The organism is Methylobacterium sp. J-067 (assembly GCF_022829465.1).
In the GTDB taxonomy this organism is placed as follows: Bacteria; Pseudomonadota; Alphaproteobacteria; order Rhizobiales; family Beijerinckiaceae; genus Methylobacterium; species Methylobacterium litchii.
Genome location: NZ_JAKSXZ010000092.1, coordinates 169,719 through 195,659 on the forward strand (window position 1 = coordinate 169,719; position 25,941 = coordinate 195,659).

At 70.0% G+C, this 25,941-nt stretch carries 26 protein-coding genes, 1 tRNA gene and 1 pseudogene; 16 read left to right on the top strand and 12 right to left on the bottom strand.

Features of this window, described 5'->3' with window-relative positions; all coding sequences use genetic code 11:
• Positions 1–49: 49 nt before the first annotated feature.
• From MKK52_RS09870 to MKK52_RS09885, 4 genes are read left to right on the top strand one after another with little or no spacing between them, the layout of a single operon-like run.
• Entirely contained in the window at positions 50–910 is an 861-nt protein-coding gene (locus MKK52_RS09870) for an ABC transporter ATP-binding protein (RefSeq protein ID WP_243953613.1), read from the top strand.
• Between the two features lie 23 nt (positions 911–933).
• The gene (gene fdxA, locus MKK52_RS09875; protein ID WP_243953614.1) at positions 934–1,272 is read left to right on the top strand and encodes a ferredoxin FdxA; all 339 of its coding nucleotides are present in this window, start codon (positions 934–936) and stop codon (positions 1,270–1,272) included.
• A 17-nt stretch (positions 1,273–1,289) separates the two neighbouring features.
• On the top strand, positions 1,290–2,063 hold the full coding sequence (locus tag MKK52_RS09880; RefSeq protein WP_243953615.1) for a ferredoxin--NADP reductase: 774 nt from the start codon (positions 1,290–1,292) through the stop codon (positions 2,061–2,063).
• A gap of 15 nt (positions 2,064–2,078) precedes the next feature.
• On the top strand, positions 2,079–3,017 hold the full coding sequence (locus MKK52_RS09885; RefSeq protein WP_313898745.1) for a DMT family transporter: 939 nt from the start codon (positions 2,079–2,081) through the stop codon (positions 3,015–3,017).
• A gap of 349 nt (positions 3,018–3,366) precedes the next feature.
• Here the strand turns inward: MKK52_RS09885 and MKK52_RS27250 are convergent, their stop codons facing one another.
• The 8 genes from MKK52_RS27250 to MKK52_RS09920 all read right to left on the bottom strand — a co-directional run bounded on the left by MKK52_RS27250 (position 3,367) and on the right by MKK52_RS09920 (position 8,684).
• Positions 3,367–3,675 (bottom strand): ImmA/IrrE family metallo-endopeptidase, encoded by a 309-nt coding sequence (locus MKK52_RS27250; protein ID WP_409564652.1) that lies wholly within the window; start codon positions 3,673–3,675, stop codon positions 3,367–3,369.
• A gap of 495 nt (positions 3,676–4,170) precedes the next feature.
• A tRNA-Ser gene (locus MKK52_RS09890) sits at positions 4,171–4,262 on the bottom strand.
• A gap of 12 nt (positions 4,263–4,274) precedes the next feature.
• Positions 4,275–5,075: a glycosyltransferase family 2 protein gene (locus tag MKK52_RS09895; RefSeq protein ID WP_243953617.1), complete on the bottom strand. Its 801-nt coding sequence runs from the start codon at positions 5,073–5,075 to the stop codon at positions 4,275–4,277.
• 27 nt (positions 5,076–5,102) lie between these two features.
• Positions 5,103–6,371 (bottom strand): diaminopimelate decarboxylase, encoded by a 1,269-nt coding sequence (gene lysA, locus MKK52_RS09900; RefSeq protein ID WP_243953618.1) that lies wholly within the window; start codon positions 6,369–6,371, stop codon positions 5,103–5,105.
• Positions 6,372–6,407: 36 nt separating this feature from the next.
• Positions 6,408–6,764, bottom strand: a complete 357-nt coding sequence (gene lptM, locus MKK52_RS09905) for an LPS translocon maturation chaperone LptM (protein WP_243953619.1) — start codon at positions 6,762–6,764, stop codon at positions 6,408–6,410.
• A 125-nt stretch (positions 6,765–6,889) separates the two neighbouring features.
• A complete protein-coding gene (locus MKK52_RS09910) occupies positions 6,890–7,168 on the bottom strand; it encodes a 3',5'-cyclic-nucleotide phosphodiesterase (protein ID WP_243953620.1) in 279 nt (92 codons plus the stop codon).
• 135 nt (positions 7,169–7,303) lie between these two features.
• Complete coding sequence (locus MKK52_RS09915; protein WP_243953621.1) at positions 7,304–7,951, bottom strand: hypothetical protein; 648 nt, start codon at positions 7,949–7,951, stop codon at positions 7,304–7,306.
• Between the two features lie 130 nt (positions 7,952–8,081).
• Positions 8,082–8,684 carry a DUF1134 domain-containing protein gene (locus MKK52_RS09920; protein ID WP_243953622.1) on the bottom strand — a complete coding sequence of 201 codons (603 nt, stop codon included), beginning with the start codon at positions 8,682–8,684 and terminating at the stop codon, positions 8,082–8,084.
• 148 nt (positions 8,685–8,832) lie between these two features.
• Here MKK52_RS09920 and MKK52_RS09925 point away from each other — a divergent pair, with 148 nt between their 5' ends.
• Positions 8,833–9,324, top strand: coding sequence for a YHS domain-containing (seleno)protein (locus tag MKK52_RS09925; protein ID WP_243953623.1), 492 nt, complete (start codon positions 8,833–8,835; stop codon positions 9,322–9,324).
• On the opposite strand, the gene MKK52_RS09930 is transcribed toward MKK52_RS09925, so the two are convergent.
• On the bottom strand, positions 9,305–10,147 hold the full coding sequence (locus MKK52_RS09930; protein WP_409564645.1) for a 3'(2'),5'-bisphosphate nucleotidase CysQ: 843 nt from the start codon (positions 10,145–10,147) through the stop codon (positions 9,305–9,307). The two genes, MKK52_RS09925 and MKK52_RS09930, sit on opposite strands and share 20 nt — an antisense overlap.
• Before the next feature lie 192 nt (positions 10,148–10,339).
• Between MKK52_RS09930 and chpT the strand changes: the two genes are divergently transcribed.
• The 6 genes from chpT to MKK52_RS09960 all read left to right on the top strand — a co-directional run bounded on the left by chpT (position 10,340) and on the right by MKK52_RS09960 (position 16,975).
• Entirely contained in the window at positions 10,340–11,035 is a 696-nt protein-coding gene (gene chpT / locus MKK52_RS09935) for a histidine phosphotransferase ChpT (protein ID WP_243953625.1), read from the top strand.
• Between the two features lie 105 nt (positions 11,036–11,140).
• A complete protein-coding gene (locus MKK52_RS09940; RefSeq protein ID WP_243953626.1) occupies positions 11,141–13,861 on the top strand; it encodes a hybrid sensor histidine kinase/response regulator in 2,721 nt (906 codons plus the stop codon).
• Positions 13,862–13,896: 35 nt separating this feature from the next.
• Complete coding sequence (locus MKK52_RS09945) at positions 13,897–14,418, top strand: chemotaxis protein CheW (RefSeq protein ID WP_243953627.1); 522 nt, start codon at positions 13,897–13,899, stop codon at positions 14,416–14,418.
• Between the two features lie 11 nt (positions 14,419–14,429).
• Positions 14,430–14,831 carry a response regulator gene (locus tag MKK52_RS09950; protein ID WP_243953628.1) on the top strand — a complete coding sequence of 134 codons (402 nt, stop codon included), beginning with the start codon at positions 14,430–14,432 and terminating at the stop codon, positions 14,829–14,831.
• A gap of 132 nt (positions 14,832–14,963) precedes the next feature.
• The gene (gene cheB, locus MKK52_RS09955) at positions 14,964–16,133 is read left to right on the top strand and encodes a chemotaxis-specific protein-glutamate methyltransferase CheB (protein WP_243953629.1); all 1,170 of its coding nucleotides are present in this window, start codon (positions 14,964–14,966) and stop codon (positions 16,131–16,133) included.
• Positions 16,130–16,975 (top strand): CheR family methyltransferase, encoded by an 846-nt coding sequence (locus MKK52_RS09960; protein ID WP_243953630.1) that lies wholly within the window; start codon positions 16,130–16,132, stop codon positions 16,973–16,975. Before cheB ends, MKK52_RS09960 begins: the two co-directional genes overlap by 4 nt.
• Here MKK52_RS09960 and MKK52_RS09965 read toward each other — a convergent pair.
• Positions 16,884–17,753 carry an FkbM family methyltransferase gene (locus tag MKK52_RS09965; RefSeq protein ID WP_279597738.1) on the bottom strand — a complete coding sequence of 290 codons (870 nt, stop codon included), beginning with the start codon at positions 17,751–17,753 and terminating at the stop codon, positions 16,884–16,886. The two genes, MKK52_RS09960 and MKK52_RS09965, sit on opposite strands and share 92 nt — an antisense overlap.
• Positions 17,754–17,917: 164 nt before the next feature.
• Positions 17,918–18,808 (bottom strand): lipid kinase, encoded by an 891-nt coding sequence (locus MKK52_RS09970; RefSeq protein ID WP_243953632.1) that lies wholly within the window; start codon positions 18,806–18,808, stop codon positions 17,918–17,920.
• 229 nt (positions 18,809–19,037) lie between these two features.
• On the opposite strand from MKK52_RS09970, the gene MKK52_RS09975 reads away from it, so the two are divergent.
• From MKK52_RS09975 to MKK52_RS09995, 5 genes and pseudogenes are all read left to right on the top strand, one after another.
• Positions 19,038–19,832 carry a hypothetical protein gene (locus MKK52_RS09975; RefSeq protein ID WP_243953633.1) on the top strand — a complete coding sequence of 265 codons (795 nt, stop codon included), beginning with the start codon at positions 19,038–19,040 and terminating at the stop codon, positions 19,830–19,832.
• Between the two features lie 59 nt (positions 19,833–19,891).
• A complete protein-coding gene (locus tag MKK52_RS09980) occupies positions 19,892–21,112 on the top strand; it encodes a thermonuclease family protein (RefSeq protein ID WP_243953634.1) in 1,221 nt (406 codons plus the stop codon).
• 106 nt (positions 21,113–21,218) lie between these two features.
• The gene (locus MKK52_RS09985; RefSeq protein WP_243953635.1) at positions 21,219–21,536 is read left to right on the top strand and encodes a hypothetical protein; all 318 of its coding nucleotides are present in this window, start codon (positions 21,219–21,221) and stop codon (positions 21,534–21,536) included.
• A gap of 39 nt (positions 21,537–21,575) precedes the next feature.
• Positions 21,576–22,757 (top strand): annotated as a pseudogene (locus MKK52_RS09990) (PepSY-associated TM helix domain-containing protein); the annotation flags it as partial.
• A gap of 135 nt (positions 22,758–22,892) precedes the next feature.
• Complete coding sequence (locus tag MKK52_RS09995; protein ID WP_243953784.1) at positions 22,893–25,217, top strand: TonB-dependent receptor family protein; 2,325 nt, start codon at positions 22,893–22,895, stop codon at positions 25,215–25,217.
• A gap of 9 nt (positions 25,218–25,226) precedes the next feature.
• Here MKK52_RS09995 and MKK52_RS10000 read toward each other — a convergent pair whose 3' ends face one another.
• Positions 25,227–25,886 (bottom strand): SCO family protein, encoded by a 660-nt coding sequence (locus MKK52_RS10000; RefSeq protein WP_243953636.1) that lies wholly within the window; start codon positions 25,884–25,886, stop codon positions 25,227–25,229.
• Positions 25,887–25,941 lie beyond the last annotated feature (55 nt).

A 25,941-nucleotide genomic window follows, 5' to 3' on the forward strand; every position in this document is an offset into this window, starting at 1 on the left:
GTCGCCTCATGCGGCGGATGCCCGCCTCCAATCAATCGAGGAGCCTGCCATGCCCGAGCCGAGCCGGGGCCTGATCGAGGTCCGCGACTTCTGCCTGCGGTACGAGACGATGGAAGGCGCCGTCGAGGCCGTCTCGAATACGTCACTCACGGTGAAGCCCGGCGAGTTCGTATCGATCATCGGCCCATCCGGTTGCGGGAAGTCGACGCTGCTCAACGCACTGGCCGGTTTTCTCAAGCCATCGTCGGGACGGGTGACCGTCGACGGTGAGGCGATCTCGGGGCCGAGCGCGGACCGGGGCATGATCTTCCAGCAGTACTCACTCTTCCCATGGAAGACGGTGCGCGAAAACGTCGAGTTCGGCCTGAAGATGAAGGGACTCAGGCGCGGCGAACGCGAGCGACAGGCGCGCACGCTCCTAGGCCTCGCCGGTCTCACGCCGTTCGCGAACCACTACCCCGACCGACTGTCAGGCGGGATGAAGCAGCGCGTCGGCATCGTGCGTGCGCTGGCCACCGGTCCGCGCATCCTCCTGCTCGACGAGCCGTTCGGCGCCCTCGACGCGCAGACCCGGCTGATCATGCAGCAAATCCTCACCAACATGTGGCAGCGCCTGAAGATCTCGGTGCTGTTCGTGACCCACGACATCGACGAGGCGATCTTCCTCTCCGACCGCGTCTACGTGATGACCGCCCGTCCCGGGAGCATCAAGGCCGAGATCGTGGTGCCGCTGCCCCGACCGCGGCAGCCAGCCCTGACTCTGTCCTCCGAGTTCCTGGGCCTGCGCCGGGGGCTCATGTCGCTGATCCGCGAGGAGAGCATCCGCGCGATGGGCGGGGAGGTCAGCGCCGAGGCGATGAAGGGCCTAGCCATTGATGTCGAGGGCCAGGATCTCGCCGCGCTACTCTGAGCTCCGCGCCAACGGGTGAAGCCATGACCTACGTCGTCACCGAGAATTGCATTCGCTGCAAGTACACTGACTGCGTCGAGGTCTGTCCGGTCGACTGCTTCTACGTCGGTGACACAATGCTGGTGATCAAGCCGGACGAATGCATCGACTGTGGCGTGTGCGAGCCGGAGTGCCCGGCCGATGCCATCAAGGCCGATACGGAGCCGGGAACGGCAGGCTGGAAGGCCTTCAACGCCAAGTACGCCGACCTCTGGCCCAACATTTCCGAGAAGACCGAACCGGCCGGCGACGCGGCGGCGTGGGACGGCCGCGACGGCAAGCTGCTCGAAGCGTTCGGGAATGCGGATCCGGCGGTCGCCTGAGTAAGGACGAAAGAGTCATGAGCAAGTTTCACGAGGAGCGCGTTCTGTCGGTCCACCACTGGACCAACAACCTGTTCTCGTTCCGCACCACCCGTGATCCGGCGTTCCGTTTCCGCAACGGCGAGTTCACCATGATCGGCCTTGAGGTCGAGGGGCGGCCGCTGCTGCGCGCCTACTCGGTGGTCTCGGCCAATTACGAGGAGGAGCTGGAGTTCTTCTCGATCAAGGTCCAGGACGGGCCGCTGACCTCGAAGCTCCAGCACCTCAAGGTTGGCGACCCGATCATCATCGGCAAGAAGCCCACCGGCACCCTGGTGCTCGACAACCTGCTGCCCGGCCAGCACCTCTACCTGCTCGGCACCGGCACGGGGCTGGCGCCCTTCCTTTCGATCATCAAGGATCCCGAGACCTACGACCGGTTCGAGAAGGTTGTGCTGGTCCATGGCTGCCGGCAGGTGCAGGAGCTCGCCTACGGCGAGACCATCACGGAGACGCTGCCCCGCCATGAGTTCCTGGGCGAGATGATCTCGAACCAGCTGATCTACTACCCGACCGTGACCCGCGAGCCGTTCCGCAACCGCGGCCGGATCACCGACTTGATGGTCTCGGGCAAGCTCTTCTCCGACATCGGCCTGCCGGAGATGGCGATCGAGAGCGCCCGCTTCATGCTCTGCGGCAGCCCCGACATGATCCGCGACACCCGGGAGCTCCTGACTTGCCGCGGTTACGAGGAGGGCAACCACGGCGAGGCGGCCCACTACGTGATCGAGAAGGCCTTCGTCGAGAAATAAGGGAGCCCGGACCTCGTGCGACTCCCTCATCTGACACGCACGCAGGCCGGACGGCTCTTCCTCCTTGCTACGGCGACGGGCTGGGGCCTGAACTGGCCGGTGCTCAAGCTGGTCCTTCAGGACTGGCCGCCGCTGTTCGCGCGGGGCGTCGCCGGTCTCATTGCGGCCTCCGGACTGGGCCTTCTCGCCTACGGGCGCGGTGAGCGCCTGACGGTGCCGCGCGCACTTTTCGGACGGCTCGGTTTCGCCGCCGCGATCAACGTCTTCGCCTGGATGGGTTTCACCGGTCTGTCCCTGAGATGGCTCACCGTGCCGGAGGGGGCGCTCCTGGCGTACTCGATGCCGGTCTGGGCCGTGCTTCTCGCCTGGGTTCTGCGCGGCGAGCGTCCGGACCAGCGCGGGTTCGCAGCCCTGGCACTCGGCATCCTCGGTATCTGCGTCCTCGTCGACGGCACCGGAACCGGTGTGATCCTTCGGAAGGCGCCCGGCATCGCCCTCGCCCTGGCCGCTGCCATCCTGTTCGCGCTGGGAACGATCCTTGAGCGAAGGCCGATCGGCTTACCCCCGATCGCACTCACCGCGTGGCAGGTCGGGCTTGGCTGCCTAGCGATGACGCTAATCAGCTTGTTCACCGAGGCTTCCGACATAAAGGGCCTGAGCCTGCCGAGCCTGGTCGGCATCAGCTACATGGCAATCGGCCCACTCGCGCTCTGCTACCTTAGCTGGCAGGCTGCCCTACGCCGGCTGCCGACCAGCATGGCGACCACGGGCATGCTGTTGGTGCCGATTATCGGCACGGCCGCGGCTGCGCTGGTGCTACATGAGACGATCGGATCTCGACAGATGCTCGCCTTTGTCCTGACGCTGAGCGGCGTCGGCCTGGCTCTGCAGAGGAAGGTGGTGCCAACGTCCCCAACGGCCTGCGTGTCGTCGAGCGCGGGCCTGGTACGCTGACGCGCAGATGCCCGCGGACGAGCGAGACGTCCGCTTCCGGGAAGCACTTCATTGCGGCGGGATGTCCGGGTTGGGCGCGAAGCCGAATGTCTGGTTTCGGGCAGCGAGCTCATGTCGGCTCTTGGCGCATATCAGTAGTTTAACCAGCTTCAGACGATCCGGGCTGACACCGCGACGATGGGGGTCGGAGAGGCGAGGTTGCGATATGCAATAGCGTCGCAGCATCCGGCAGTTACCCGCCATGCCGACGGCGATCTTCCCAAGTGGTACTGAAGGTAGGTCCGAGCCGCCTCCCTCTTGCCGATTGCGGAATCGCGCGCGAGCATAAGAACGTGCTGCAGATTGGGAATCACGAAAGGTTGCCATGATTGCCCACAACATGTGCGGGGGCAATAGGAATGAGGGTGGCGAAGCGATTGGCCTCGACCTCCCTCCGCTGCCGCGGATCACCGTCCTTCGCTGTGACGCGCAGAAAGTCAGAGCTCTTGCACGTGAACCGGCCACGTAGATCCGGAATGTGGTGCGCCATCAGGCCGTGGACGAGTTCGTGGGCGACGGTTAAGCGGCGACGCGGTCCGTCCCCGCACTTGGCCAGGATGATGCCTTCGAACCGCTTCGCAGCTGTTGCTAGGCCGACCTCGAACCTATTGGTTTCGATGACCTTTTCCCGATGATGTTAAGCCTTGCGCACAGCTCTTGGATCGGCACCGGCATGGAAAGTGTCCGCTTGGCCTTCAGGACGGGTTTGACAAGCATTTCCGGCGAGTTCGCGTCCGCGAGGTCCAACCTGCTGATCGGCATCCGCGAAGCCCCATCCCGTCCCCGCGTCGACCCGTTAGGCAGCTAGGCACCTGCGATTCCAGGACGGGACTACAGGTGTGACTGTACGGGCGGTGACCCGACTGCGGCACTACGAGCAGGCGGCCGTGCTGACTTAGTGGCGCTCGACGAGTTGGCGCCGCGGCAAACGCGCGATCGGGCTGCCTAACTTAGGAGCTTGATGGACCGTCACAGAACCGGCGGTTGGGGCGATTGTCCCAAGAGATCCGGTTACGTGCGCTACAAGCCGATCGGAAATGTGGGCTGTGGTGTGGGGTGGGGCCAGCCCTCGCCCTCAAAAGCCTAACCACAGGAGCCACTTAATAGAGGGAAGTGGCGGAGACGGAGGGATTCGAACCCTCGATACCCGATTAAGGGTATGCTCATTTAGCAAACGAGTGCCTTCAGCCTCTCGGCCACGTCTCCGGCAGACCGGCTCTAGGACGTCCGGCCGGAGCGGTCAAGACGATCCCGGTGGCTGGCGAGGCGGCGGCGCTCGTAATGCTTGGCGATCCGTAAGTGACGCGAGATCGCGTAATTCATCGCCGTCAGGAACCCGTAGGTGCCGCGGGCGAAGTGGCGGCGGCCGAAATAGGCCTTCAGGAAGTTGCCCGGCAGCTCCACGAACACCCGCCAGCTCGGGATCACCACGCCCCGCGCCTCCAGGTCGTCCGCCTGCTGGTCGCTGTAGCGGTTGAGCTTGTCGAGCTGGTCACCCAGGGACCGCACCGAGAAATGATGGATCTTGGCCTTGAGCCGCCCCGTCGTCGCGCCGGGCTCCAGATCCACCCGGTCGAAGACGGGCGACGACGAGTAGCGGCCCCGGTCCTTCCGGTAGAGCCGCACCGGATAGAGCGTGTACGCGAACGGGTGCGGTTTCGCCTCGCCGGGGAAGATCTCTGCGATGCCGATGCGCCACGCCGGGTGGGCCGGCTCGCCCTTCGCGAACAGGGCGCGGATCTCCGCCGCCAGCGTGTCGGGCACCACCTCGTCCGCGTCGAGGTTCAGGAGCCAGGGGTGGCGGCACTGCTCCTCGGCGAAACGCTTCTGTGGGCCGTAGCCCGGCCAGTCGTGGTGGATCACCCGCGCGCCGAGGGACTCGGCGAGAGCCTGCGTCCCGTCCGTCGAGCCCGAATCGACCACGATCAGGTCGTCGGTCAGGTCCCGCACGGCGCGGATTGTGGCGCCGAGCCGGTCCGCCTCGTTGCGGGCGATGATGAAGACGGAGAGCGGTAACACGCCGGTCGAGGCCCCGATGCCGCCGGGTCAGCCGAGCCAGGCGGGCATGCGGTCGAGGGCGATGATCGCCTCGACCTCCTGGCGCGGGCGCACCACCGCCGCCTCGGCTCCGCGCACCAGCACCTCCGGCACCAGCGCGCGGGTGTTGTAGGTGCCCGCCTGCACCGCCCCGTAGGCGCCCGCGCTCATCACGGCGATCAGGTCGCCGGGGGCGGGCTCGGGCATCTCGCGGCCCTTGGCGAAATAGTCGCCGCTCTCGCAGACCGGGCCGACCACGTCGGCTACGAGGCGCGGGGCCTCGGCCGCCGGCTCGGTGACGGGCCGCAGGGCGTGGAAGGCGTCGTAGAGGGTCGGGCGGATCAGGTCGTTCATCGCCCCATCGACGATGACGAAGGTCCGGCCCTCGCCGCGCTTCACGTAGAGTACCTTGGTCACGAGGATCCCGGCATTGCCGGCGATCATGCGGCCGATCTCGAAGACCGGGCGCAGGCCTAGCGGGGCGAAATGCGGACGCAGGGTCGCGGCGAGCGCTGCCGGGTCCGGGGGAGGGGCGTTGTCGTCCCGGTAGGGGATGCCGAGGCCGCCGCCGAGATCGATGTGCTTCAGGGCGTGCCCGTCGGCCATCAGGTCGCGGGCGAGGCCGCAGAGCCGCGCGGCGGCGTCGGCGAAGGGCGTCAGGTCGGTGATCTGGCTGCCGATATGCATGTCGATCCCGTGCACCGCGAGGCCCGGCAGGGCGGCGGCGCGGGCATAGACCTCGCGGGCTCGGGTGATCGGGATGCCGAACTTGTTCTCGTAGGTGCCGGTGGAGATCTTGGCATGGGTCAGCGCGTCGACGTCGGGGTTCACCCGCACCGAGACCGGCGCCACCGCGCCGAGGCTCACGGCGACCTCGGAGAGCTGCGCCAGTTCGGGCTCGCTCTCGACGTTGAAGCACAGGATGCCGGCCTTCAGTGCCGCCGCCATCTCCTCGCGGGTCTTGCCGACGCCGGAGAAGACGATCCGCTGCGGATCGATGCCGGCGGCCAGCGCCCGGGCGAGTTCGCCGCCGGAGACGATGTCCATGCCCGCGCCGAGGCGGCCCAGGGTCGCCAGCACCGCCTGGTTCGAATTCGCCTTCATGGCGAAGCAGACCAGCGCCCCGTCCTGCGCGAAGGCGTCGGCGAACACGCGGTAATGCCGCTCCAGCGTGGCGGTGCTGTAGCAATAGAAGGGGGTGCCGACCTCGGCCGCGAGCCGCGCGAGATCGACCTCCTCCGCGTGGAGGCGGCCGCTGCGGTAATGGAAGTGGTGCATCGCGCCTATCGCCGTCGCTGCGTGTTCGGGGTCCGTCTACAGCAGCGGGTCGAGAATGAAAGGCTCCTTGGGGATCCGGTACCCGCGCTTGGCGCCCTTCGAGGTCTGGATGGGGGCTTCGGTCCCGGCCGGCGCGACCGCGGAGGGGGGGAGTTCGTCCCCCGCTCGCACCGCCTCGGGCTCCGGTTCGGCCTGGCCGCCGCCGAGCCCGATGCTCTCGGGCAGGATGCGCGCGGTCTTCACCGAGGAGGGGTTGTTCGTGGGCGCCACGGTCGAGGCCGGGGCGGCGGCCGTGGGCGGGGGCTCCAGGGAGCCCCGGCGGCCGCATCCGGCGAGCGCGAGGGCCGACAGGCCGGCGGCGAACAGGATCTGAAGGGCGGAACGGGGCAACATCACGCGCGGGTCCGGCGGTCCCCGGCGGGCACCGTGCCCGGCCGGAGCCCCACCTTAGCCGTTAGGCGGGCGCGGGGCGAGCGCCGATCGGCCACAGCTGCGCCGCCCGCAACGCCGGGCGGGCCTTAGCCGCGCTTGCCGTCGCGCTTGGCGCCGCCCTGACCGCCCTGGGCCTCGTAGGCGTCGATCGCCCGGCGGCAATTCTCGGAAAGCTGCTTCCAGTTCTTCTGCATGCAGGCGTCGGTGGCCGGATCGTCGGGGGCGAGGTTGCCGCAATAGGAGAGATAATCGCCGGTGCAGTACTTCTTCAGCGTCTCGTTGCCCCGCTTGGATTGCTGCGCGGCGGCCGGGAGCGTGAGGGCGAGCGCCGCGACCGCGGCGGGAACGATGTGCTTGAGGCGCATTGAGTACGCTTTCCGTGTGCTCGTCTTCAAAGGTGTGGCGCTGCGATGATGCCTCCGCGTGGTCGAAACATGGCGACCGCACGAATTCAGCACTGCAGCCCCGTGGCGTCTGCCCTGCGAGGGAGGCGGGGGGCTTCAGACCCGCTCCGGCTCCGGCTCGGGCACCGCGAAGGCTCCGGCCCGCGGGAGGCGAGCTTGGCCGATCACGGCGTCGGCGACTTCGGTAATGCGGCGGCGCAGGTCCGCGTTCTCGCGCTCGGTCGCTTCGTCGCGTCCGGATCCTCCGGCCAGCGCCTGCTCGGCGGCCTCCAGGCTCGCCACCAGGGCGGCCGTGTCGGTGCCGCGCACGGCGAGGAGGCTGTCGAGGAGGTCGGCATGGGCCTCCTCCAGGGCGCGCAGGGTGGCGAGGCTCGCCGTGCTGTCCTCGCGGGATTGGGCGAGGGTGGCTTCGAGATTGCCGTTGGCGAGGCGGACATCCGCCAGCTGGCGCTCCAGCGCCTCCAGGTCGCGGCTCAGGCTCGCGACCTTCATGGTGCCCGCGCCGATCGCCGCCATGTCCGCGTGGCGCTTGGCCCGGGCCGCCTCGACGGCCCGTTCCAACCGCCGCTCGCGGATGGCGAACTGGGCGCGCAGGAAATCCCGCTCGGCCGCGATCTCGCTGGGGGAGAGGGGAAGCCGGGCCTCCGCCTTGCGCCGGGCGAGGCGCGCGGCGCGCGCGTTCACCGCCGGCAGCACGAGGAGGGCCAGCAGGCTTGCGACCAGGAACCCCAGCGCGAAGATCATCGCCGTTTCGATCAAGAGGAACCGCTCGCGTCCCCGGCCGGACGGTCCGGCCCTGCTTCACATTGGGCTTCTAGCGCAACTCTCAAGCAAGTCCGAGCCCGTCTTGCGCGGAGCGGGGGCGCACCCGGCCTCAGAACGGGTTCCAGGTCGCCTGATGGGTGAACTTCAGATAGCCGACGTTCACGCCGAGCCGCGCGCCGACGCCGCTTCGGATCGGCACCACCACGATGCCGCCGTCGGTCATCGCCGTGAAGCCGAAGCCGCCGATGAAATAGGCCGAGCCGTCGATGCCGCCGAAGCGGCGGAACAGCGCGCGCGTGCCGGGCAGGTTGTAGACGAGCATCATCGTCCGCGCGCCCTCGCCGCCCACGTCGAAGCCGAGGGAGGGGCCCTGCCAGTAGACCCGCTGCTGGCCGGTGTTGCGGGTGTAGAACGTGCCCTCGCCGTAGCGCAGGCCCGCGACGAAGGCGCCGGAGCCCTCCTGGCCGAGGATGTAGCCGTTGGGCTGGCCCCAGCGGCGGCCCGCCTCCTCGACGGTGAGGGCGAGCCCGCGCGAGACCGTGCCGAAGAAGCGATGGCCGGAATCGACCAGCTCCTCGGCGCGGAAGGTTTCGGGGTCGGCGTTCGGGGGCAGGTTGCCCGCCCAGGCCGAGACCGGGCCGCCGACCGCGAGGCCGAGCCCGGCGCGCAGGACCTGCCGCCGTGGAAGGCCGGAAGAGACAAATGACGTCATGGGCTTCCTCCGCCGATGAGCGTGGCCGCGCCCCGTGCGTCGCGCCGGCCGCCCCACCCGGCGCCCCTTGCGCATTTGGGCCGGATGTGCGGCAACGGCTCCCGCGCCGGGGCCGGGAGTGGGATCAGCATTGGGCCAAATTCGCAAGATGGGGTTAACGGGGCGTGACCGCGACCGATCGCGGCGCTCGGTCGTCGCCGGGCTTCTGGCCGTCCTCGCCCCCGGTGCGCAGGCCGCGCCGACGCGGATCGCCCCCCTCGCCCTCAACGGCTACGACCCGGTGAGCTATTTCCTGCCGGAGGGGCCGCAGCCCGGCGCCGCGCGGTTCGAGGCGCAATGGGACGGCCGCGTGTGGCGATTCGCCCTCGACGGCAACCGGGCGGCCTTCCTGCAGGCCCCCACAATCTACGCGCCTCGCCTGGGGGGATACGACGCCGCCGGCATCCTCGACCAGCGGATCGTGGATGCCGACCCGGCGCTCTTCGCGGTGCTCGACGGGCGGCTCTACCTGTTCCGGGACAACGAGCGCCGGGAGCGCTTCCTCGCGGATCCGGCCCTGGCGCGGCAGGCCGAGGCGATCTGGCCGAGCCTGACCCGGCTCCTCGACGACCCGGATGAGATCAAGGGCGCGGTGCGCTGAGCGGCCGGTCGCAGGAGAAGCCCCGCGCCAGGACGATGTCGGGGGCGAGCGCCGGGTCGCCCAGGGCCGCGAAGGGCCCGTTGCGGTAGCCGTCGCCGAGGCGGCCGTAGCGGATCGGCCCGCCATCGGGGACGATGACGCAGCCGCCCGCCGCCGTCAGGATCGCGTCGCCCGCCGCCGTGTCCCATTCCATGGTCGGGCCGCAGCGGACGTAGACATCCGCCTCGCCGGAGGCGAGCAGGCCGAACTTCAGGGCCGAGCCGCTGGTGCGCACCTCCATGACGGGGAGGGCGGCGAGGCAGGCGGCGGTGTCCGGGTCGCCGTGGCGGCGGCTGCCGAGGGCGAGGAGCCCCGCCTCCGGTGCCCCCCGTGCCCGCACCGGCCGCGCCGGGCCGGGGCGGCCCTCGACGATGGGCGCCTCGTAGGCGTCCCGGCCGGAGAGCCAGACCCGTTCGAGCCCCGGCGCGGCCAGGGCCGCCGCCACCGGGCGCCCCTCCGCCACGAGCGCGATGTTGACCGAGTAATCGGGCGTGCCGGCCAGGAAGTCGCGGGTGCCGTCGAGGGGATCGACCAGAAAGAACAGGTCGCCGGCCGGCAGGTCGCGGGTGCTCTCCTCCGCGACGATGGGGATTCCGGGAAAGCGGGCCGTGAGGGCCTGGAGGATCAGCGCCTCGGCTTCGAGGTCGGCCGCGCTGGAGGGCGAGCCGTCCTCCTTCATCACATGGGGGCAGTCGGCGCGGTGCCATCGCCGCAGCACCGTTCCGGCGGCGCAGGCGATCTCGGCGAGCACATCCGCGCTCTGCCGGGCCTCGCCTTCCGTCATCGTCGCCGCTCTGCCCATGAGGCCGCGATCCTCCCGCGATAGGGATGCCCCAGCCGGCAACGGATGTCGATTCCGCAAGTCTTGTCTGCAAGTCTTGCCGCGCTCGAATCGGATCTCCGCACAGCCGGTTAACGCTTTGCAAAGGGGCGTTGCGCGTCTATCCGTGCGCACCGTTTCGCCCCGGAGTTCCCGATGCCCACTCTCACTCTCGACGGCCTGGATCTCGCCGCCCTGCTCTGCTCGCGCGTCTGCCACGACGTGATCAGCCCGGTCGGCGCGATCGTGAACGGGCTTGAGGTGCTGGAGGACGATCAGGACGAATCGATGCGCGAATTCGCGCTGGAGCTGATCGGCAAGAGCGCCCGGCAGGCCTCCGCCCGGCTGAAGTTCGCCCGGATCGCCTTCGGTGCGGCGGGTTCGGCCGGGGCCTCCATCGACCTCGCCGACGCCGAGAGCGTGGCCAAGGGCATGTTCGCCGACGAGAAGACCAAGCTCGAATGGCGCGCGCCGCAGGCCCTGTTCCCGAAGAACAAGGTGAAGCTGATCCTCAACCTCGTGATGGTGACGACCTCCGCGATCCCGCGCGGCGGCCTCATCGACGTGACGGTGACGGGCGACGGCGAGGCGCCGACCTTCGTCCTGAAGGCCAAGGGCTCCCATGCCCGCATTCCCCCGCATGTGGTGGAGCTGATCGCGGGCGAGCCCGAGAGCGGCACCGTCGACGCCCACGGCATCCTGCCCTTCTATGCCGGCCTCGTGGCTCGCGCGGCGCGGATGGATGTGAAGTTCGCCATCGACGGTGATGAGGTCACCGTGACGGCGGAACCGTCCGTGACTGAACAGACGCCGGAGAGCGATGCTGGGAATTCAGGCACCGAAATCGCCTGAGGCGCTTAAAATAGCACTGCGGAACCAATCGGGCGCAACTCTTCGATAACGCCCCATCGTCATCATCGCCGGTGCGAGACGTTTCGCACGTAACGAGTATCGGCGATGGACGACCTGCTGCGTGAGTTTCTGACCGAGAGCGCGGAGCATCTCGATACGGTCGACACGGAGCTCGTCCGTTTCGAGCAGGACCCGAACAACGAGACGATTCTGCGGAACATTTTCCGTCTGGTGCACACCATCAAGGGCACCTGCGGGTTCCTCGGCCTGCCGCGCCTCGAAGCCCTGGCGCATGCCGCCGAGACGCTGATGGGCCGCTTCCGCGACGGGATGCCGGTCTCCTCCGCGAGCGTCACGCTGATCCTCGCCACCCTGGACCGCCTCAAGGCGATCCTGGCCGACCTCGAAGCCACCGGCTCCGAGCCGACGGGCGCGGATTCGGACCTGATCGAGGCCCTGGAATACATGGCGGAGCACGGCACCGGCGCGGCTCCCGCGCCGGCGGTGATCGTCCCCGAGATCGTCCTACCCGAGCCCGTGTCGCGGGAACTGAAGCCCGGCGAAGTCACCCTCGACGATCTGGAGGCGGCGTTCCTGGCCGCGCCGGGTCCCGACGAGATGGATTTCGGCTCCGTCCCGGCGCTGCCGGCCCCCGAGCCCGTGAAGGCCGAGGCCCCGAAGGCGGAGGCCAAGGTCGAAGCCAAGGCGGAAGCGAAGCCCGAGGTTCATGCGCCCGTGGCCGCCGCTGAAGGCGAAACCAACCACAACAACAAGGTGCAGACGATCCGTGTGAACGTCGACACCCTCGAACATCTGATGACGATGGTCTCGGAACTGGTGCTGACCCGCAACCAGCTCCTCGAGATCGCCCGCCGTCACGAGGATTCCGCCTACAAGGTGCCGCTGCAGCGCCTGTCGCACGTCACGGCCGAGCTGCAGGAAGGCGTCATGAAGACGCGCATGCAGCCCATCGGCAATGCGTGGCAGAAGCTGCCCCGCGTGGTCCGCGACCTGTCGGCCGAACTCGGCAAGCAGATCGAACTGGTGATGCAGGGCGCCGAGACCGAACTGGACCGGCAGGTCCTTGAGGTCATCAAGGACCCGCTGACCCACATGGTCCGCAACTCGGCGGATCACGGCCTCGAATCCACCGCCCAGCGCGTCGCCGCTGGCAAGCCGGCCCGGGGTTCGATCCGCCTCTCGGCCTTTCACGAGGGCGGCACGATCACCATCGAGATCGCCGACGACGGCAAGGGTCTCGACCTCGCCGCCATCCGCCGTAAGGCGGTGGAGCGGAGCCTCGCCAGCCAGGCCGACGTCGATCGCATGACCGACGCGCAGGTCGCGAAGTTCATCTTCCACGCCGGCTTCTCCACCGCCGCCGCCGTCACCTCGGTCTCGGGCCGGGGCGTGGGCATGGACGTGGTGAAGACCAACATCGAGACCATCGGCGGCGTCATCGACATCGCCACCCAGGCCGGCAAGGGCACGGTCTTCACCATCAAGATCCCGCTCACCCTCGCCATCGTGGCGGCGCTCATCGTCCGGGCCGGCGAGCAGCGCTTCGCCCTGCCGCAGGTGGCGGTGCTCGAACTGGTGCGGGTCGGCGCCAACGCGCAGCCCGTGGAGTACATCAACGGCTCGCCGGTCCTGCGCCTGCGCGAGCGGCTGCTGCCGATCGTGTCGCTCACCGGCCTGCTCGGGGCGGAGGCGGCGGCCGAGGCCACAGGCTTCGTCGTGGTGGCCCAGGTCGGCCGCCAGCGCTTCGGCATCCTCGTGGACGAGGTGTTCCACACCGAGGAGATCGTGGTGAAGCCGATGTCGGCGAAGCTGCGCCACATCCCGCTCTTCGCCGGCAACACCATCCTCGGCGACGGCGCCGTGGTGCTGATCGTGGACCCGAACGGCGTCGCCAACCAGGTGGCGCAGGGCGCCCAGGCCAGCGCCGGCCAGGCCGAGGCCGAGGCCGAGGCGGCCGACGCCGCCGAGGCGACCACCACGCTCCTCGTGTTCAAGGGCGGCGGGGGCGGCTTCAAGGCCGTGCCGCTGTCGCTGGTCACGCGCCTCGAAGAGATCGAGGGCGACAAGGTCGAGTGGCTGGGCGGGCGTCCGCTCATCCAGTACCGCGGCCGCCTGATGCCGCTGGTGCCGGCCGACGACGGCATCGCGATCAAGAGCGAGGGCCGTCAGGCGCTCGTGGTGTTCTCCGATGGCGAGCGGGCCATGGGCCTCGTCGTGGACGAGATCGTGGACATCGTGGAGGAGCGCCTCGACATCGAGATCGCCGCCGACCGCTCCGATCTCATCGGCTCGGCGGTGCTGCGGGGCCGGGCGACCGACATCATCAACATCGCCCACTTCCTGCCCATGGCCTACGACGACTGGGCGCGGGGGCCGCGCAAGGCGCAGAAGCAGGCCTCGACCCTGCTCCTCGTCGACGACTCGGCCTTCTTCCGCGACATGCTCTCGCCGGTGCTCAAGGCGGCGGGCTTCCACGTCGTCACCGCCGGCAGCGCGGACGAGGCCATGGCCACCCTCCAGGCCGACCAGCGCATCTCCGTGGTCGTCACCGACCTCGACATGCCCGGCCGCAGCGGGTTCGACCTCGTCGGCGCCATGCGCCACGGCGGCGAGCGCCTCGCCGGGATGCCGGTGGTCGGCCTCAGCGGCTCGGTCGGGGCGGAGGCGGTGGAGCGTGCCCGCACCCTCGCGATCACCGACCTCGTCGCGAAGTTCGACCGGAGCGGCCTCGTCGCCGCCCTGGGTGAGATCGGTGCCTCGGCCGAAGAGGCCGAGACGCAGAACGGCGTGGCCCGCGCGGCCTGATCGGAACGGTTGTAGCGTATTCCGGAGTGGGTGAGATGAAGGCTGCGAACGCCAACGGCGCCGAGACCGGCCCGACAGAAGACTTCGTGACGGTCCATGTCGACGGGGTCCTGTTCGGCCTCGCCATCGAGCGGGTGCACGACGTGTTCGTGCCCTCGGGTGTGACCCCCGTCCCCCTGGCCCCGCCGGAGATCGTCGGGCTCCTGAACCTGCGCGGGCGGGTGGTGACGGCCCTGTGCCTGCGCCGCCGGCTCGGCATGGCCCCGGCCGCCGCGCGGACCGAGGGCGAGGCCACCGTCACCGACCGGGGCATGGCCATCGGCCTGGAGCAGGGCGGCGAGACCTTCGCCCTCATCGTGGACGGGGTCGGCGAGGTGCTGAAGCTCGGCGCCGACACGCGAGAGAGCGTGCCGATCAACCTCGATGCCCGCTGGCGCGACCTGACGACCGGCGTCCACCGCCTGGAAGGGCGCCTGCTCGTCATCCTCGACGTGGATTCGCTCCTCGACTTCGGCGCCAAGGATTCGCGCGGCGCCCGTGGCGCCGAGGCGGCGTAAGGGTGGCCAGCATGAGCCCGCGCGAGACGACCTGCCTCGTCGTCGACGATTCCGCCGTGATCCGGAAGGTCGCCCGGCGGATCATCGAGGATATCGGCTACGTGGTCGTGGAGGCCGAGGACGGTGACACCGCCCTCGAACTCTGTGCCGAATCGATGCCGGACGTGATCCTGCTCGATTGGAACATGCCCAACCGCGACGGCTACGCCTTCCTGCAGGAATTGCGGCAGAGCGAGGCGGGACGGCAGCCGAAGGTCATCTTCTGCACCACCGAGAACGATGTCGGCGCCATCGCCCGTGCCCTTCACGCCGGCGCCGACGAATACATCATGAAGCCGTTCGATCGCGACATCTTGACCGCGAAGCTCGAACAGGTTGGCGTTTCGGCGAAAGCCGCCTCCAATCTTATTTAATCTCTTACGCTTAGTCTCGGATATTCACGCTGTACCGGCCCCGGGGTGGGCGCCGCCGCCTCCCCGCCAACCCGGGTGAGGTGCGGCGCCTTCGGGGCCCGGATCGGGTCGGCGAGGGGAGAGGACAAGGTCATGGCTTCGAGTCCTGCGGCGGCGGCGCCGCGCATGCCTGCCTCAACGCCGAGCAGCCCGGTGCGCGTGTTGATCGCCGACGATTCGGCGGTGGTCCGGGGCCTCGTCGCCCGCTGGATCACCGAGGCCGGGTTCCAGCTCGTCGGCACCGCCTCGAACGGCAAGATCGCCCTGGAGATGATGTCGCGCCACGACCCGGACGTGGTGCTCCTCGACATCGACATGCCCGAACTCGACGGCACGGAGGCGCTGCCGCGCATGCTCGCGGCGAGCCCGACCCTCCAGGTCGTGATGATGTCGACGCTGACCACGCGCAACGCCGACATCTCCCTGAAATGCCTCGCGCTCGGCGCGGTGGACTACATCGCCAAGCCGGAGAGCAACCGGGGCGTCACCACCTCCGACGCCTTCCGCACCGACCTGATCGAGCGCGTCCGCGTCTTCGGCGCCGCCCGCGCCCGGGGCCGGCGCACCACCGCCGCGCCCACCACGCAGACCTCCACGCCGGTCCCGGCCGCGCCCGTCGCGGCGGCCAAGCCCGCCGCCCCCGTCGTCCTGCGGCCCCGCGCCCGCGTCGCCACCACCCCCCGCGTCCTGCTCATCGGCTCCTCGACCGGCGGCCCGCGCGCCGTGGGCGAGGCCCTGGCCGGCATCGGCGCGGCGGCCCTGCGGCGGGTACCGACGCTCATCGTGCAGCACATGCCGCCGGTCTTCACGGCGGTGTTCGCCGAGCACCTCTCGGCGCGGGTCGGCCTGCCGGCCGCCGAGGGCAAGGCCGACGAGCGCATCGAGCCGGGCCGGATCTACGTCGCCCCCGGCGGCCGCCACATGGGCCTCGCGGCGGTGGCCGGCGGCACGGTGATCAAGCTCAACGACGGCGCCCCGGTGAACTTCTGCCGCCCGGCGGTGGACGTGCTGTTCAAGGACGCGGCGGCGATCTTCGGCGCAGCGACCGCCTCGGTGATCCTCACCGGCATGGGCTCGGACGGCACCAACGGGGCCCGCGCCCTCGTGGAGGCGGGCGGCCCGGTGCTCGCCCAGGACGAGGCCACCAGCACCGTCTGGGGCATGCCGGGCAGCGTCGCCCGCGCCGGCCTCGCCGAGGCCATCCTGCCCCTGCCCGAGATCGGCCCGGCGCTCCGGGCCATGATCACGGGTCAACCGGCATGACAGAGCTCGATTTCGAGTTCCTGCGCGCCTACCTCAAGCAGCGCTCCGGGCTCGCCCTCACCGCCGAGAAGCGGTACCTCGTCGAGAGCCGACTCGCCCCGGTCTGCCGGCGCTTCAACTACGCCACCCTGCGCGACCTGATCGGCAGCCTGAAGGTCGGCCACGACACCGCCATCGAGCGCGCCGTGGTCGAGGCCATGACCACGAACGAGACCTTCTTCTTCCGTGACCGGCTGCCCTTCGACCTCTTCCGGGACGTGGTGCTGCCGGAGGCCATCGCCCGCAACGCCGCCCGGCGGCGGCTGCGGATCTGGTGCGCGGCGGCCTCGACGGGGCAGGAGCCCTATTCCATCGCGATGCTGCTGCAGGAGGCGGGCGCCAAGCTCGCCGGCTGGCAGGTGGACATCGTGGCCACCGACATCTCCAGCGAGGTGATCGATAAGGCCAAGCTCGGCCTCTACAGCCAGTTCGAGGTGCAGCGCGGCCTGCCGGTTCAGTGGCTGCTGAAGTACTTCACGCAGATCGGAGAACAGTGGCAGATCGCGGCCTCGCTGCGGTCGATGGTCGAGTTCCGCCAGTTCAACCTGCTGCACGGCTACGAGGGGCTCGGCACGTTCGACGTCATCTTCTGCCGCAACGTGCTCATCTACTTCGACGCGCCGACCAAGTCGGAGATCCTGGCGCGGTTCGGCAACAGCCTCGTGCCCGGCGGCGCGCTGCTGCTCGGCGCCGCCGAGACGGTGATCGGCCTCACCGACCGCCTTGCCCCCGATACCAAGCACCGGGGCCTGTACGGTCACGCGCCGGTGCCGACCCCGGCCCTGAGGGCGGCGGCGGGATAGGGTCTGCGGGCGGTGGCCCGTAACCCCAGTGCCAGCTCCTCACGGCGCCGTTCAGCGGCGGCGTGAGCCGGCTCGGCATGGGCTCGCGGCTCGCATGGATGTCCTTCCACCCGAGCTTGGCCTCCGCCAGCTTGTAGAAGAACGCCTCCGCATCGAGCCAGGGCGACATGAGGTCGAGGCCGTAGGGCCCGGCCGAGTGGAACTTGAAGGAATACCACTTCCGTCCCGTCGCGCAGACGATGATGGTGTGCCGATAGACCTGGTTGACGGTCGCTCCGTCGACGAGGTTGAATGACTTGTAGCCGTTCGCGCAGAGCAGGGCGAACACCTCGATGGAATGGCTCTCCGCCGAGAGGAAGGGGGGCCTGATGCCGGCCGCGAACAGGTTCCTCAGGACGTTCTGATCGAACCCTTCGAGGTCGATCTTGATGTAATGCGGCGCGCCGTGCCGGCGCACGATCGTGGCGGCCGGGATGCTGGGCAGCCGGACCCGGTCGAACTCGTCCCTCTGGTCGGGGCGCGGAGCCGGGAACTGGCTCAGGACATGGTTCGTCTTGTGGATGTAGAAATCCACCTCGCCTTCGTCGTCGGCGTCGGTGATGACGGCGTTGAGGATGGTGAGCCGCCCGGATTGCAGCTCCACGGCGAACCGCGCCACGCAGTCTTCACACAGGGCGGGATTCGCTTCGACGGCGACGACGTCGTGACCCTTCGCGAGATAGTACTCGACGTCGTCGCCTTTGTTCATACCGAAATCGTAAACGATCGCTCTGGCCATCGCGGCGCCTTGAACCCTGGGCTTTCAGTCCTGAGGCGATGGGTCTACCATGATCGCGTGTGATTGAGGCAATGAAGATCGCTGTATCCCACCGAATAAAGATAACTACTTTCGGTTGTTCCCAGTAGATCAATATAGAGTGCCGCGCGAAGTGACGCGCGGGGTCAGCCCCGCTGGGAGGGCGGCGGCGCGTAGATCCGCAGGATCTTCGGCATCACCTTGAAGTGGGCCGGGGTGTGGGTGGTCAGCTCGCCGTCGGTGTTGATCGGCCGGGGCTTGCGCGTCGTCAGGCGGATCTCCTGCGTCTTGAAGGCACGCACGTCCGCCGCCTTGCCGTGCGTCCCCCGGCGCAGGGCCGGCAGCAGGGCGAGGAGGCGCCACCAATGGGCGACCTCCAGGCTGTAGAAATCGAGGTTGCCGTCATCGACGGCGGCTTCCTGCTCCACCGTCATGCCGCCGCCGTAATGGCGGCCGTTGCCGACGGAGACCTGGATGGTCGTGACCTTCTCCACCTTGCCGTCGTGCTCGATGGTGACGCCGAAGGGGCGCACCCGGCGCAGCACCCGCACGGCGGCGACCGCGTAGCCGAACACGCCGAAGCGCTTCTTCGCCTCCGAGGTGAGTTCGCCCGCGAGTTCGGCCGAGAAGCCGATGCTCGCGACGTTGAAGTAGTAATGGCCGTTGACCCAGCCGAGATCGACCGGCTGCGGCTGCGCGCTTGGGATGAACTTCGCGGCGGCCAGCGGATCGAGGGGGAGGCCGAGGGACCGGGCGAGGTCGTTCGCGGTGCCGAGCGGCAGGATCGCCAGCGGCAGGCCGGTCTCCACCAGGGCCTCGGCGGCGGCGTTCATGGTGCCGTCGCCCCCGCCGAGGATGACAAGATCGACCTCGCCCGCCATCGACCGGATCGCGGCGCAGGCATCGCCGTCGTTCGGTGGATCGACGGGCTCGATGCCCCCCGCGCGCAGGACGGCACGCACCTCGTCCAGCGAGAGGCTGCCGTTGCGGGCCTTGGCGTTGCAGCAGAGCAGCGCCCGACGGGTCTGCGCGGTCATCGGGAGACCGTCATGGGGTTGCGCATCGTTCTCCGCCGGCTGTCGCCACACGTGTTGCTTTTCGGCACTTGGTCGTCAGACGCGTGAACTCAACCCCATCATCCCCGGAATTCGCCACTGGTGAGTCGGGTCGGCACCTGCGATGCCTGTTCTTCGCCCGGAACCGATGCGGCACCCGGGCGCGTTTTTCTCCTAGAGCCTCCCCCCTCGCTTCGGTCGGGCCGGTCCCATGCGCGCCACCCCCATTCCCTTCCGCACCCTGGCCACGGCCCTCGGGCTCGTGCTGCCCCTGCTCGCGCTGCCGGCCTCGGCCGATCCACGCGCCTGGGTCGATCCGCCGAAATCCGTCCCGGCCGCGCCGAAGCCCGCTCCGGCGGCCGAGGCGCCCGTGAAGGCCGCCCCCGAGGCGCCGCCGACCAAGGCCGCCGCCGCCCCGGCCGCCCGTCCGAAGCGCCCGACGCGTCAGGCCGAGGTCGAGCGCCCGGCGCCGCGCCAGCTTCACGCCCGCCGCGCGACCCGCCTTGCCGACACCCCCGCCGCGGGCCCGGTCGCCGCGCCGAGGGCGCAAGGCCCCGCGCCAGCCGGCCGGGTCGAGGCCGCCCAGGCGCTCGCGTTGGATTACCTCTCGGTGGTCTCCTCGTCGGGGGATGAGATGGTCGGGGCCACGCCGCGCTTCTACGGCACCCGCGTCCGCTTCTACGGTCGCCCGACCACGCTGGCCGGGCTCCTCGACGAGAAGCGCGGCTTCGTGCGGCGCTGGCCGGAGCGGCGCTACGCGGCCCGCGCCTTCAGCACCCGCTGCACCCCGGACGGGGCGACCTGCATCGTGCGGGCCATCGTCGATTTCCGGGCCGCCAACCCGCAGCGAGGCGCGGTGTCGCGGGGCGCGTCCGAACTGGTGCTCGAAGTGAGCTTCGCCGGTCAGCGCCCGGTCATCGTCGCCGAGAGCGGGCGGGTGCTGCACCGCGACGGCGCCGGGCAGGCGCGGGCCGAGACCCTGGCCCCGTCCGCGGGCAGGGGCTAAGAGCCTCCCATCGTTCCCCGCCCGCCCTCCCGGCCGGCGGGAGCAGCAGGCAGGGGCGGATGACGGCTTCGACAGTCGCGGCGGATCAGGAGAAGGCGGCGGCGCATCCCCGGCTCGACGCGCCGGAGCGTGCCGCCCTGCGTGAGGTCGTCCTCGCCGAGATCCGCAAGGCGCGGCCGCATCCGGTGGCCGAGCGCACCCTGCTCCTGATCCTCCAGGCGGCCCTGGAGCCGCGGGAGGGCGAACCCGGCTACCGCGTCCTCGACCGGCACGGAGCCCCGCGCGTTCACGCGGCGGGGGAGGGGGCCGAGCCACGCCCCTTCACCCTGGGCGACCTCATCGCCGAGCAGCGCACCAAGCATCCCGGCCTGTTCCTCCCCCCCGAGCCGGAGCCGGCCCCCGGGCCCGAGGCCAAGCCCGCGGCGGAATCCGCCCTCGCGACGCAGGCCTCCGAGATGCGGGCCGCCACGGCGCGCTTCATCGGCTCGCAATCGGAGCGGGCGCGCTCCCTCGCCGAACATTCCTCCGTGCAGGGCCGGGCCCTGGCCCGCTCGGCCGCCGGGGCGTTCGCGACCCTGAGGGGCCGCCTGCAGCGGGACGGCGAGGCGGGCGGCAACGTCCGCGAGGCCCTGGGCGAGCGTGTCGGCTCCCTGCGCGACCGGATCACCGCAGGGGACGCGGACGGGCATCGCGGCCGGTTCTGGCTCGGCGCCGCCGCCGTGGCGACGGGCGCCATGGCGCTCCTGGCGGTGGTCGTGAGCGCCCCCCGCTCGCCAGAGACGGCGCAGCCGCCGGCCACCCGTCAGGCCCAGACCGCGCCTGCGCCCGCGCCCACCACGGCGCCGGAGCCGACCCCCCAGCCGGCCCAGACCGCCCGCGCGCCCTCGGTGCCGGACAACGTCACGCCGCCGCCGGAAGGCGACGGACGGGGCGACCCCGAGCCCGACGCCCCGCCTCCCGCCGCCAACGCCATCACCGGCACGGTGCAGGTGATCGACACCGCGACCCTCAAGGTCGGCGGAAAGCTGCTGCACCTGTTCGGCGTCGAATGGGTGCGCGGCGGGCAGGCGGACGAACTCGCCCGCTACATCGGCGGGCGCACGGTGAGCTGCCAGCCGGCGCCGGGCAGCGAGAACATGAACTGCACCGTCGATGGCCGCGACCTCTCGGAGGTGGTGCTCTACAACGGCGGCGGTCGGGCCTCCCCCGAGGCGAGCCCCGAACTCGTGGCCGCCGAGGACCATGCCCGCAGCGAGCGCCTCGGGGTGTGGAAACGCTGACCGCGCGAGGCCACGCGGGGCGTTGACGCGGGCCGATTCTCCCGCCTAGTGAAGATCCATGCGCAGGCCCTCAGACCGATCGGCTCGATGCCGCGCGGTCATCACGGTGGCCGCGCTCTACGGCCTGCTGCTTCAGGTCTTCCTCGTCTCGATCCAGCCCGTCCCGACGTTCCTCAACGCCGACGGGGTGATCTGCGCCGCCCATGACGGTGCCCCGGCCGACGAGGGCACGCCCTGTCCGCAGCAGCTCTGCTGCCTCGCCGCCCATCTCGCCCAGCCCCTCGTTGCGCCGGTCCCGCAGGCCGTCGCCCTCGTCGTCCCGCGCCGCCGCAACGTGGCGCCGGTCTGGCGCGTCGCCGAGCGGCCGCCCGTGCGCGGCCCGCCGAACCGCGCCGTCTCGTCCCGAGGTCCGCCCGCCGTCTGACCGATCCGTCCCCGATCGCTCAGCCACGGACCCATTCCCATGTCGTTTTCGCTTTCCGGCAGCGCCCGCCCGCTCGGCGTCGCGCAGGCCGCGCGCGTTTCGCGCGATGCCGTCTACCGCGCCGTGTGGCGCTGGCACTTCTATGCCGGGCTGCTCTGCCTGCCCTTCCTCGTCACCCTCTCCGCGACGGGGGCGCTGTACCTCTTCAAGGACGAGATCAACGCCACCGTCTTCGCGAGCCGCAGCATCGTGGCGCCCACGGCCAAGCCATTGGGGCCGGACCGGCTGATCTTCGAGGCGACGCAGGCGGTCCCCGGCGGCACGCCGCTCTCCTACGCCGACCCCGCCCGGCCCGATGCCTCGGCCGTGGTGACGCTGGCCGAGGGGCCGCGCCGGATCCTCGTCTATCTCGACCCCGCCGACGGCACCGTCCTCGATACGGTGGACCGGGATTCCGAGTTCTTCACCGTGGTGAAGCGCCTGCACAGCCTCGCCTATTTCGGGCCGCTGGCGAACGGGATCATCGAGGTCGTCGCCGGCTTCGCGATCATCCTCGTGCTCACGGGCGTCTATCTCTGGTGGCCGCGCGGGCAGGAGGGCGGGGTCGTGACGATCCGCGCCACGCCCCGCCGCCGGGTGTGGTGGCGGGATCTCCACGCCGTCACCGGAATCATCGCGGGGGGCGGGCTGCTCTTCCTGGCGCTGACGGGCCTGCCCTGGTCGGTCTGGTGGGGCGACCAGCTCCGCCACTGGTCGAACGCCGCCGGCCTCGGCCAGCCGACGATCCTCTGGGCGAGCAAGCCGGTCTCGACCGTCCCGATGGGGCAGGTGCTCGACTCCACCGGCTGGACCATGCGGGACGCGCCGGTCCCGCGTTCCACCGCTGGGGGTAAGCCCATCGGCATCGACGAGGCCGCCGCGATCCTCGGCCGGCTCGGGATGCCGCGCGGCTACGAACTGTCCCTGCCGATGGGTCCGCAGGGGGTCTACGCGGCGGCGGTCTATCCGAAGGATGTCGCCCGCCAGCGGGTCATCACCCTCGACCAATATTCCGGCAAGCCCCTGGTCGACGTGCCCTTCCAGGAACTCGGCCCCGTGGGGCGGCTGATCCAGTACGGGATCGGCATCCATCTCGGCCAGTATTGGGGACGGGCGAACCAGTTCGCCATGCTGGCCTTCTGCCTCGCCACGATCCTGCTCTCCGTCACGGCGGCCACGATGTGGTGGAAGCGGCGGCCGAAGGGCGGCCTCGGCACCCCGCCCTGGCCCCGCGACAGGCGGGTGATGGCGGGCGTCACCGCCCTGGTGATCGGGCTCGGCGCCCTGTTCCCGCTCACCGGCCTCGCGATCCTCGTGATGCTCGGCCTCGACCTCGCCCTCCGGCGCGTCGTGGCCCGCCGCGCCGCGCCGGCCGTGCTCCTCTGCGGCGCGTGCCTCGTCGGCGCCTCGCCCGCGCGGGCGCAGGAGACGGTGACGCTGGACGAACTCTCCGTCACCGGCGAAGGCGGCCCGGCCACCGTCCGGTCCTTCGGCGTCGCCGCCCCGCCCAACAGCTCATCGGTCGTGATCGACCAGCCGGTGGGGCAGGTCGTCACCGCCATCGGCCGCGCGAACACCATCGCCGACCGGCCGGCGACGAGCATCGGCTCGGTGCTCATCAACAGCCCCGGCGTGACCGTGCGCCAGGGCAACGGCGCGCGGGACGTCATCGTCTCGATTCGCGGCAACAACGCCCGCTCGACCGGCGTCATCAAGAACATGGTCGTGCTGGAGGACGGGTTCATCGTCACCCAGCCGGACGGCGCCTCGCGGTTCGACATCACCGATCCACGCGCCTACAGCCGGATCGACGTGTTCCGGGGGCCGCAATCGGCCCTGTTCGGCAATTATGCCACGGGCGGCGCCATCGCCTTCCGCACCCGCACCGGCCGGGAGATCGACGGCTATGAGTATGGCGTCGATGCCGGCTCGTTCGGGTACCTGTCGAACTACTTCACGGTCGGCGGGGTGAGCGGCCCGTTCGAGATCAGCCTGTTCGCCAGCGACGTGCGCGGCAACGGCTATCAGGACCACTCCTCCTACGACACCCAGACCATCAACCTGCTGGCGAGCTACACCCCGACGCCGGACAACCGCTTCACCCTGAAGGTCATCAACAACGAGTTGCACGCCAACCTCGCGGCGCGTTCGTCCCTGGCGCAGTACGGCATCAACCCGTACCAGTTGGGCTGCGCCTCGGCGCTGAACGCGGCGCCGGGCTGCACAACCTACAATTACTTCGTGAACGGCGCCTTCGGGCGCACCGTGGCGGTGACGGCGACCGAAGCCTCGCTTCAGCGCAACGACCGCCGCACCATCGTGGGCCTACGCTACGAGCACGATTTCGACGCCAATACGACGTGGCGGACGCAACTCGGCTTCGATGAACGCAACTTCGACCAGCCGTTCTACACGACCTCCTCGACCGGCTCGTACCCGTCGTGGAACTTCCTCACCGACCTGACCCGGCGCGGCGACCTCTTCGGCCTGCCGGCGGTGGGGTACGTGGCGCTGGCCTACAACCGCATCGACAATCACATCGCGACCTACAATCGCGCGCCCTATAACGGCCCGAGCCTCGGGGGGCTGATCGGCGACCAGAGCGCCGTGCAGGACAATCTCGGCGGGCGCGCGCGGATGGAGCTGGCGCTCACCGACCGGCTGACGGCGGTGGCCGGGATCAGCGCGGAATCGACCCGCATCACCGGCCGCAATCTCGCCTACAGCTACGCGGCGAGCGGTATCACCCGCACCGTCGCCGACACGGATCGCCAGTTCCTCAACACGGCGCCGGAACTGGCGCTCGTCTACCGGGCGAGCGAGGCGTGGCAGCTGCGCGCCCGCGCGGCCACCGGCTACACCACGCCGGCCGCCTCGAACCTGTTCATCACCCCGGCGGGCCTGCCGGGCAACAACACGCAGTTGAAGACGCAGGAGAACCTGGGCTTCGACCTCGGCACCGACTGGACCCCGCAGCCGGGCTTTACCGTGAGCCTCACCGGCTTCTACGAGTTCTTCCGCAACGAGCTGGTCTCGCAATCCCCCGGCGCGGGGCTGCTGGCCTACACGTTCAACGCGCCGGCCTCGGAGCATCGCGGCATCGAGTTCGGGGCGGATTGGGCCTTCGCCCCCGGCTGGCGAGCCTATGCCGCCTACGGGTTCAACGATCAGATCTACACGCGCTACGTCGAGCAGATCAGCGCCGGGAGCCTCACCCGGTTCTTCGACCGGGCCGGCAACACCATCCCCGGCGTGCCGGCGCACCAGCTTCTGGCGCGGATCGGCTACGACGTGCCGACCGGCCCGCTGGCCGGGCTCGGCGCCTTCGTGGAGACCGTCTTCCAGGACGATTTCTACATCGACAACGCGAACCTGCTGAAGGCGCCGGGCTATGCCATCGTCAACGCCAACGTCCATTACGAGACGGTGCTGACCGGCGGCTACGCCAAGCGGCTGAACCTCTATCTCGAAGTCCGCAACCTGTTCGACACGGTCTACGTCGCCTCGGCGCAGAACCTCGCGAACACGATCAGCGGGACGACCGGGTTCCAGAACGGAGCGGGGGTGCTCGCGACCACGACGGGCTCGGTCTATGCCGGCGCGCCGCGCACCATCACCGGGGGGATGAAGCTGTCCTTCTGAGGCCCACCCTCACGAGGGGCGGCAGGTTCCATCCGCCGCCCCGTCCCAGAGGCTGACGCCGCCGCCGGGATGGCATTGGCCGGGGAAGGCCAGGGTGATCAGCTTGGCGAGGGCGGAGGCCTCCTCCTCGTTGTAGCCGATCTCGCCGACGACCTTGCCCGTCCGGTCGAAGAGTTCGACGGCCGCGCTGTGCTCCAGCGTGTAATCGCCGTCCTTGCCGGCGATGCGCTTCACATGGACGTGGAAGAGGTCGGCCATCCGGTCGACCTCGGCCTGCGTTCCCGTGAGGGCGCGGATGCGCGGATCGAACGAGGTCAGATAGTCACGCACCACGTCCGGCGTGTCGCGGGTCGGGTCGAGGGTGACGAAGACGACGTTCAGCTTGTCGCCGTCCTTGCCCATCCGGCCGAGCGCGTTCGTCAGCGTCGAGAGGGTGGTGGGGCACACGTCCGGGCAACGGGTGAAGCCGAAGAACAGGGCGGTCGGCTTGCCCTTCAGGTCCGCCTCCGTCACCGGCTTGCCGTCGAGGTCGGCGAGGGTGAACGGCCCGCCGACCCGGCGCGGATGGCTGAAGGACGAACCCTGCTGCAGCATGATCGCGCCCGTGCCCGCCGCCACGAGGGCAAGCATCACACCGGAGGCGAGGACTGCGAGCGGGGTCGAGATCACGGGCGGCATCCAAAGGCGGCGCGGGAGCCTCGTTCACATAAGCCTCCGTCCCGCC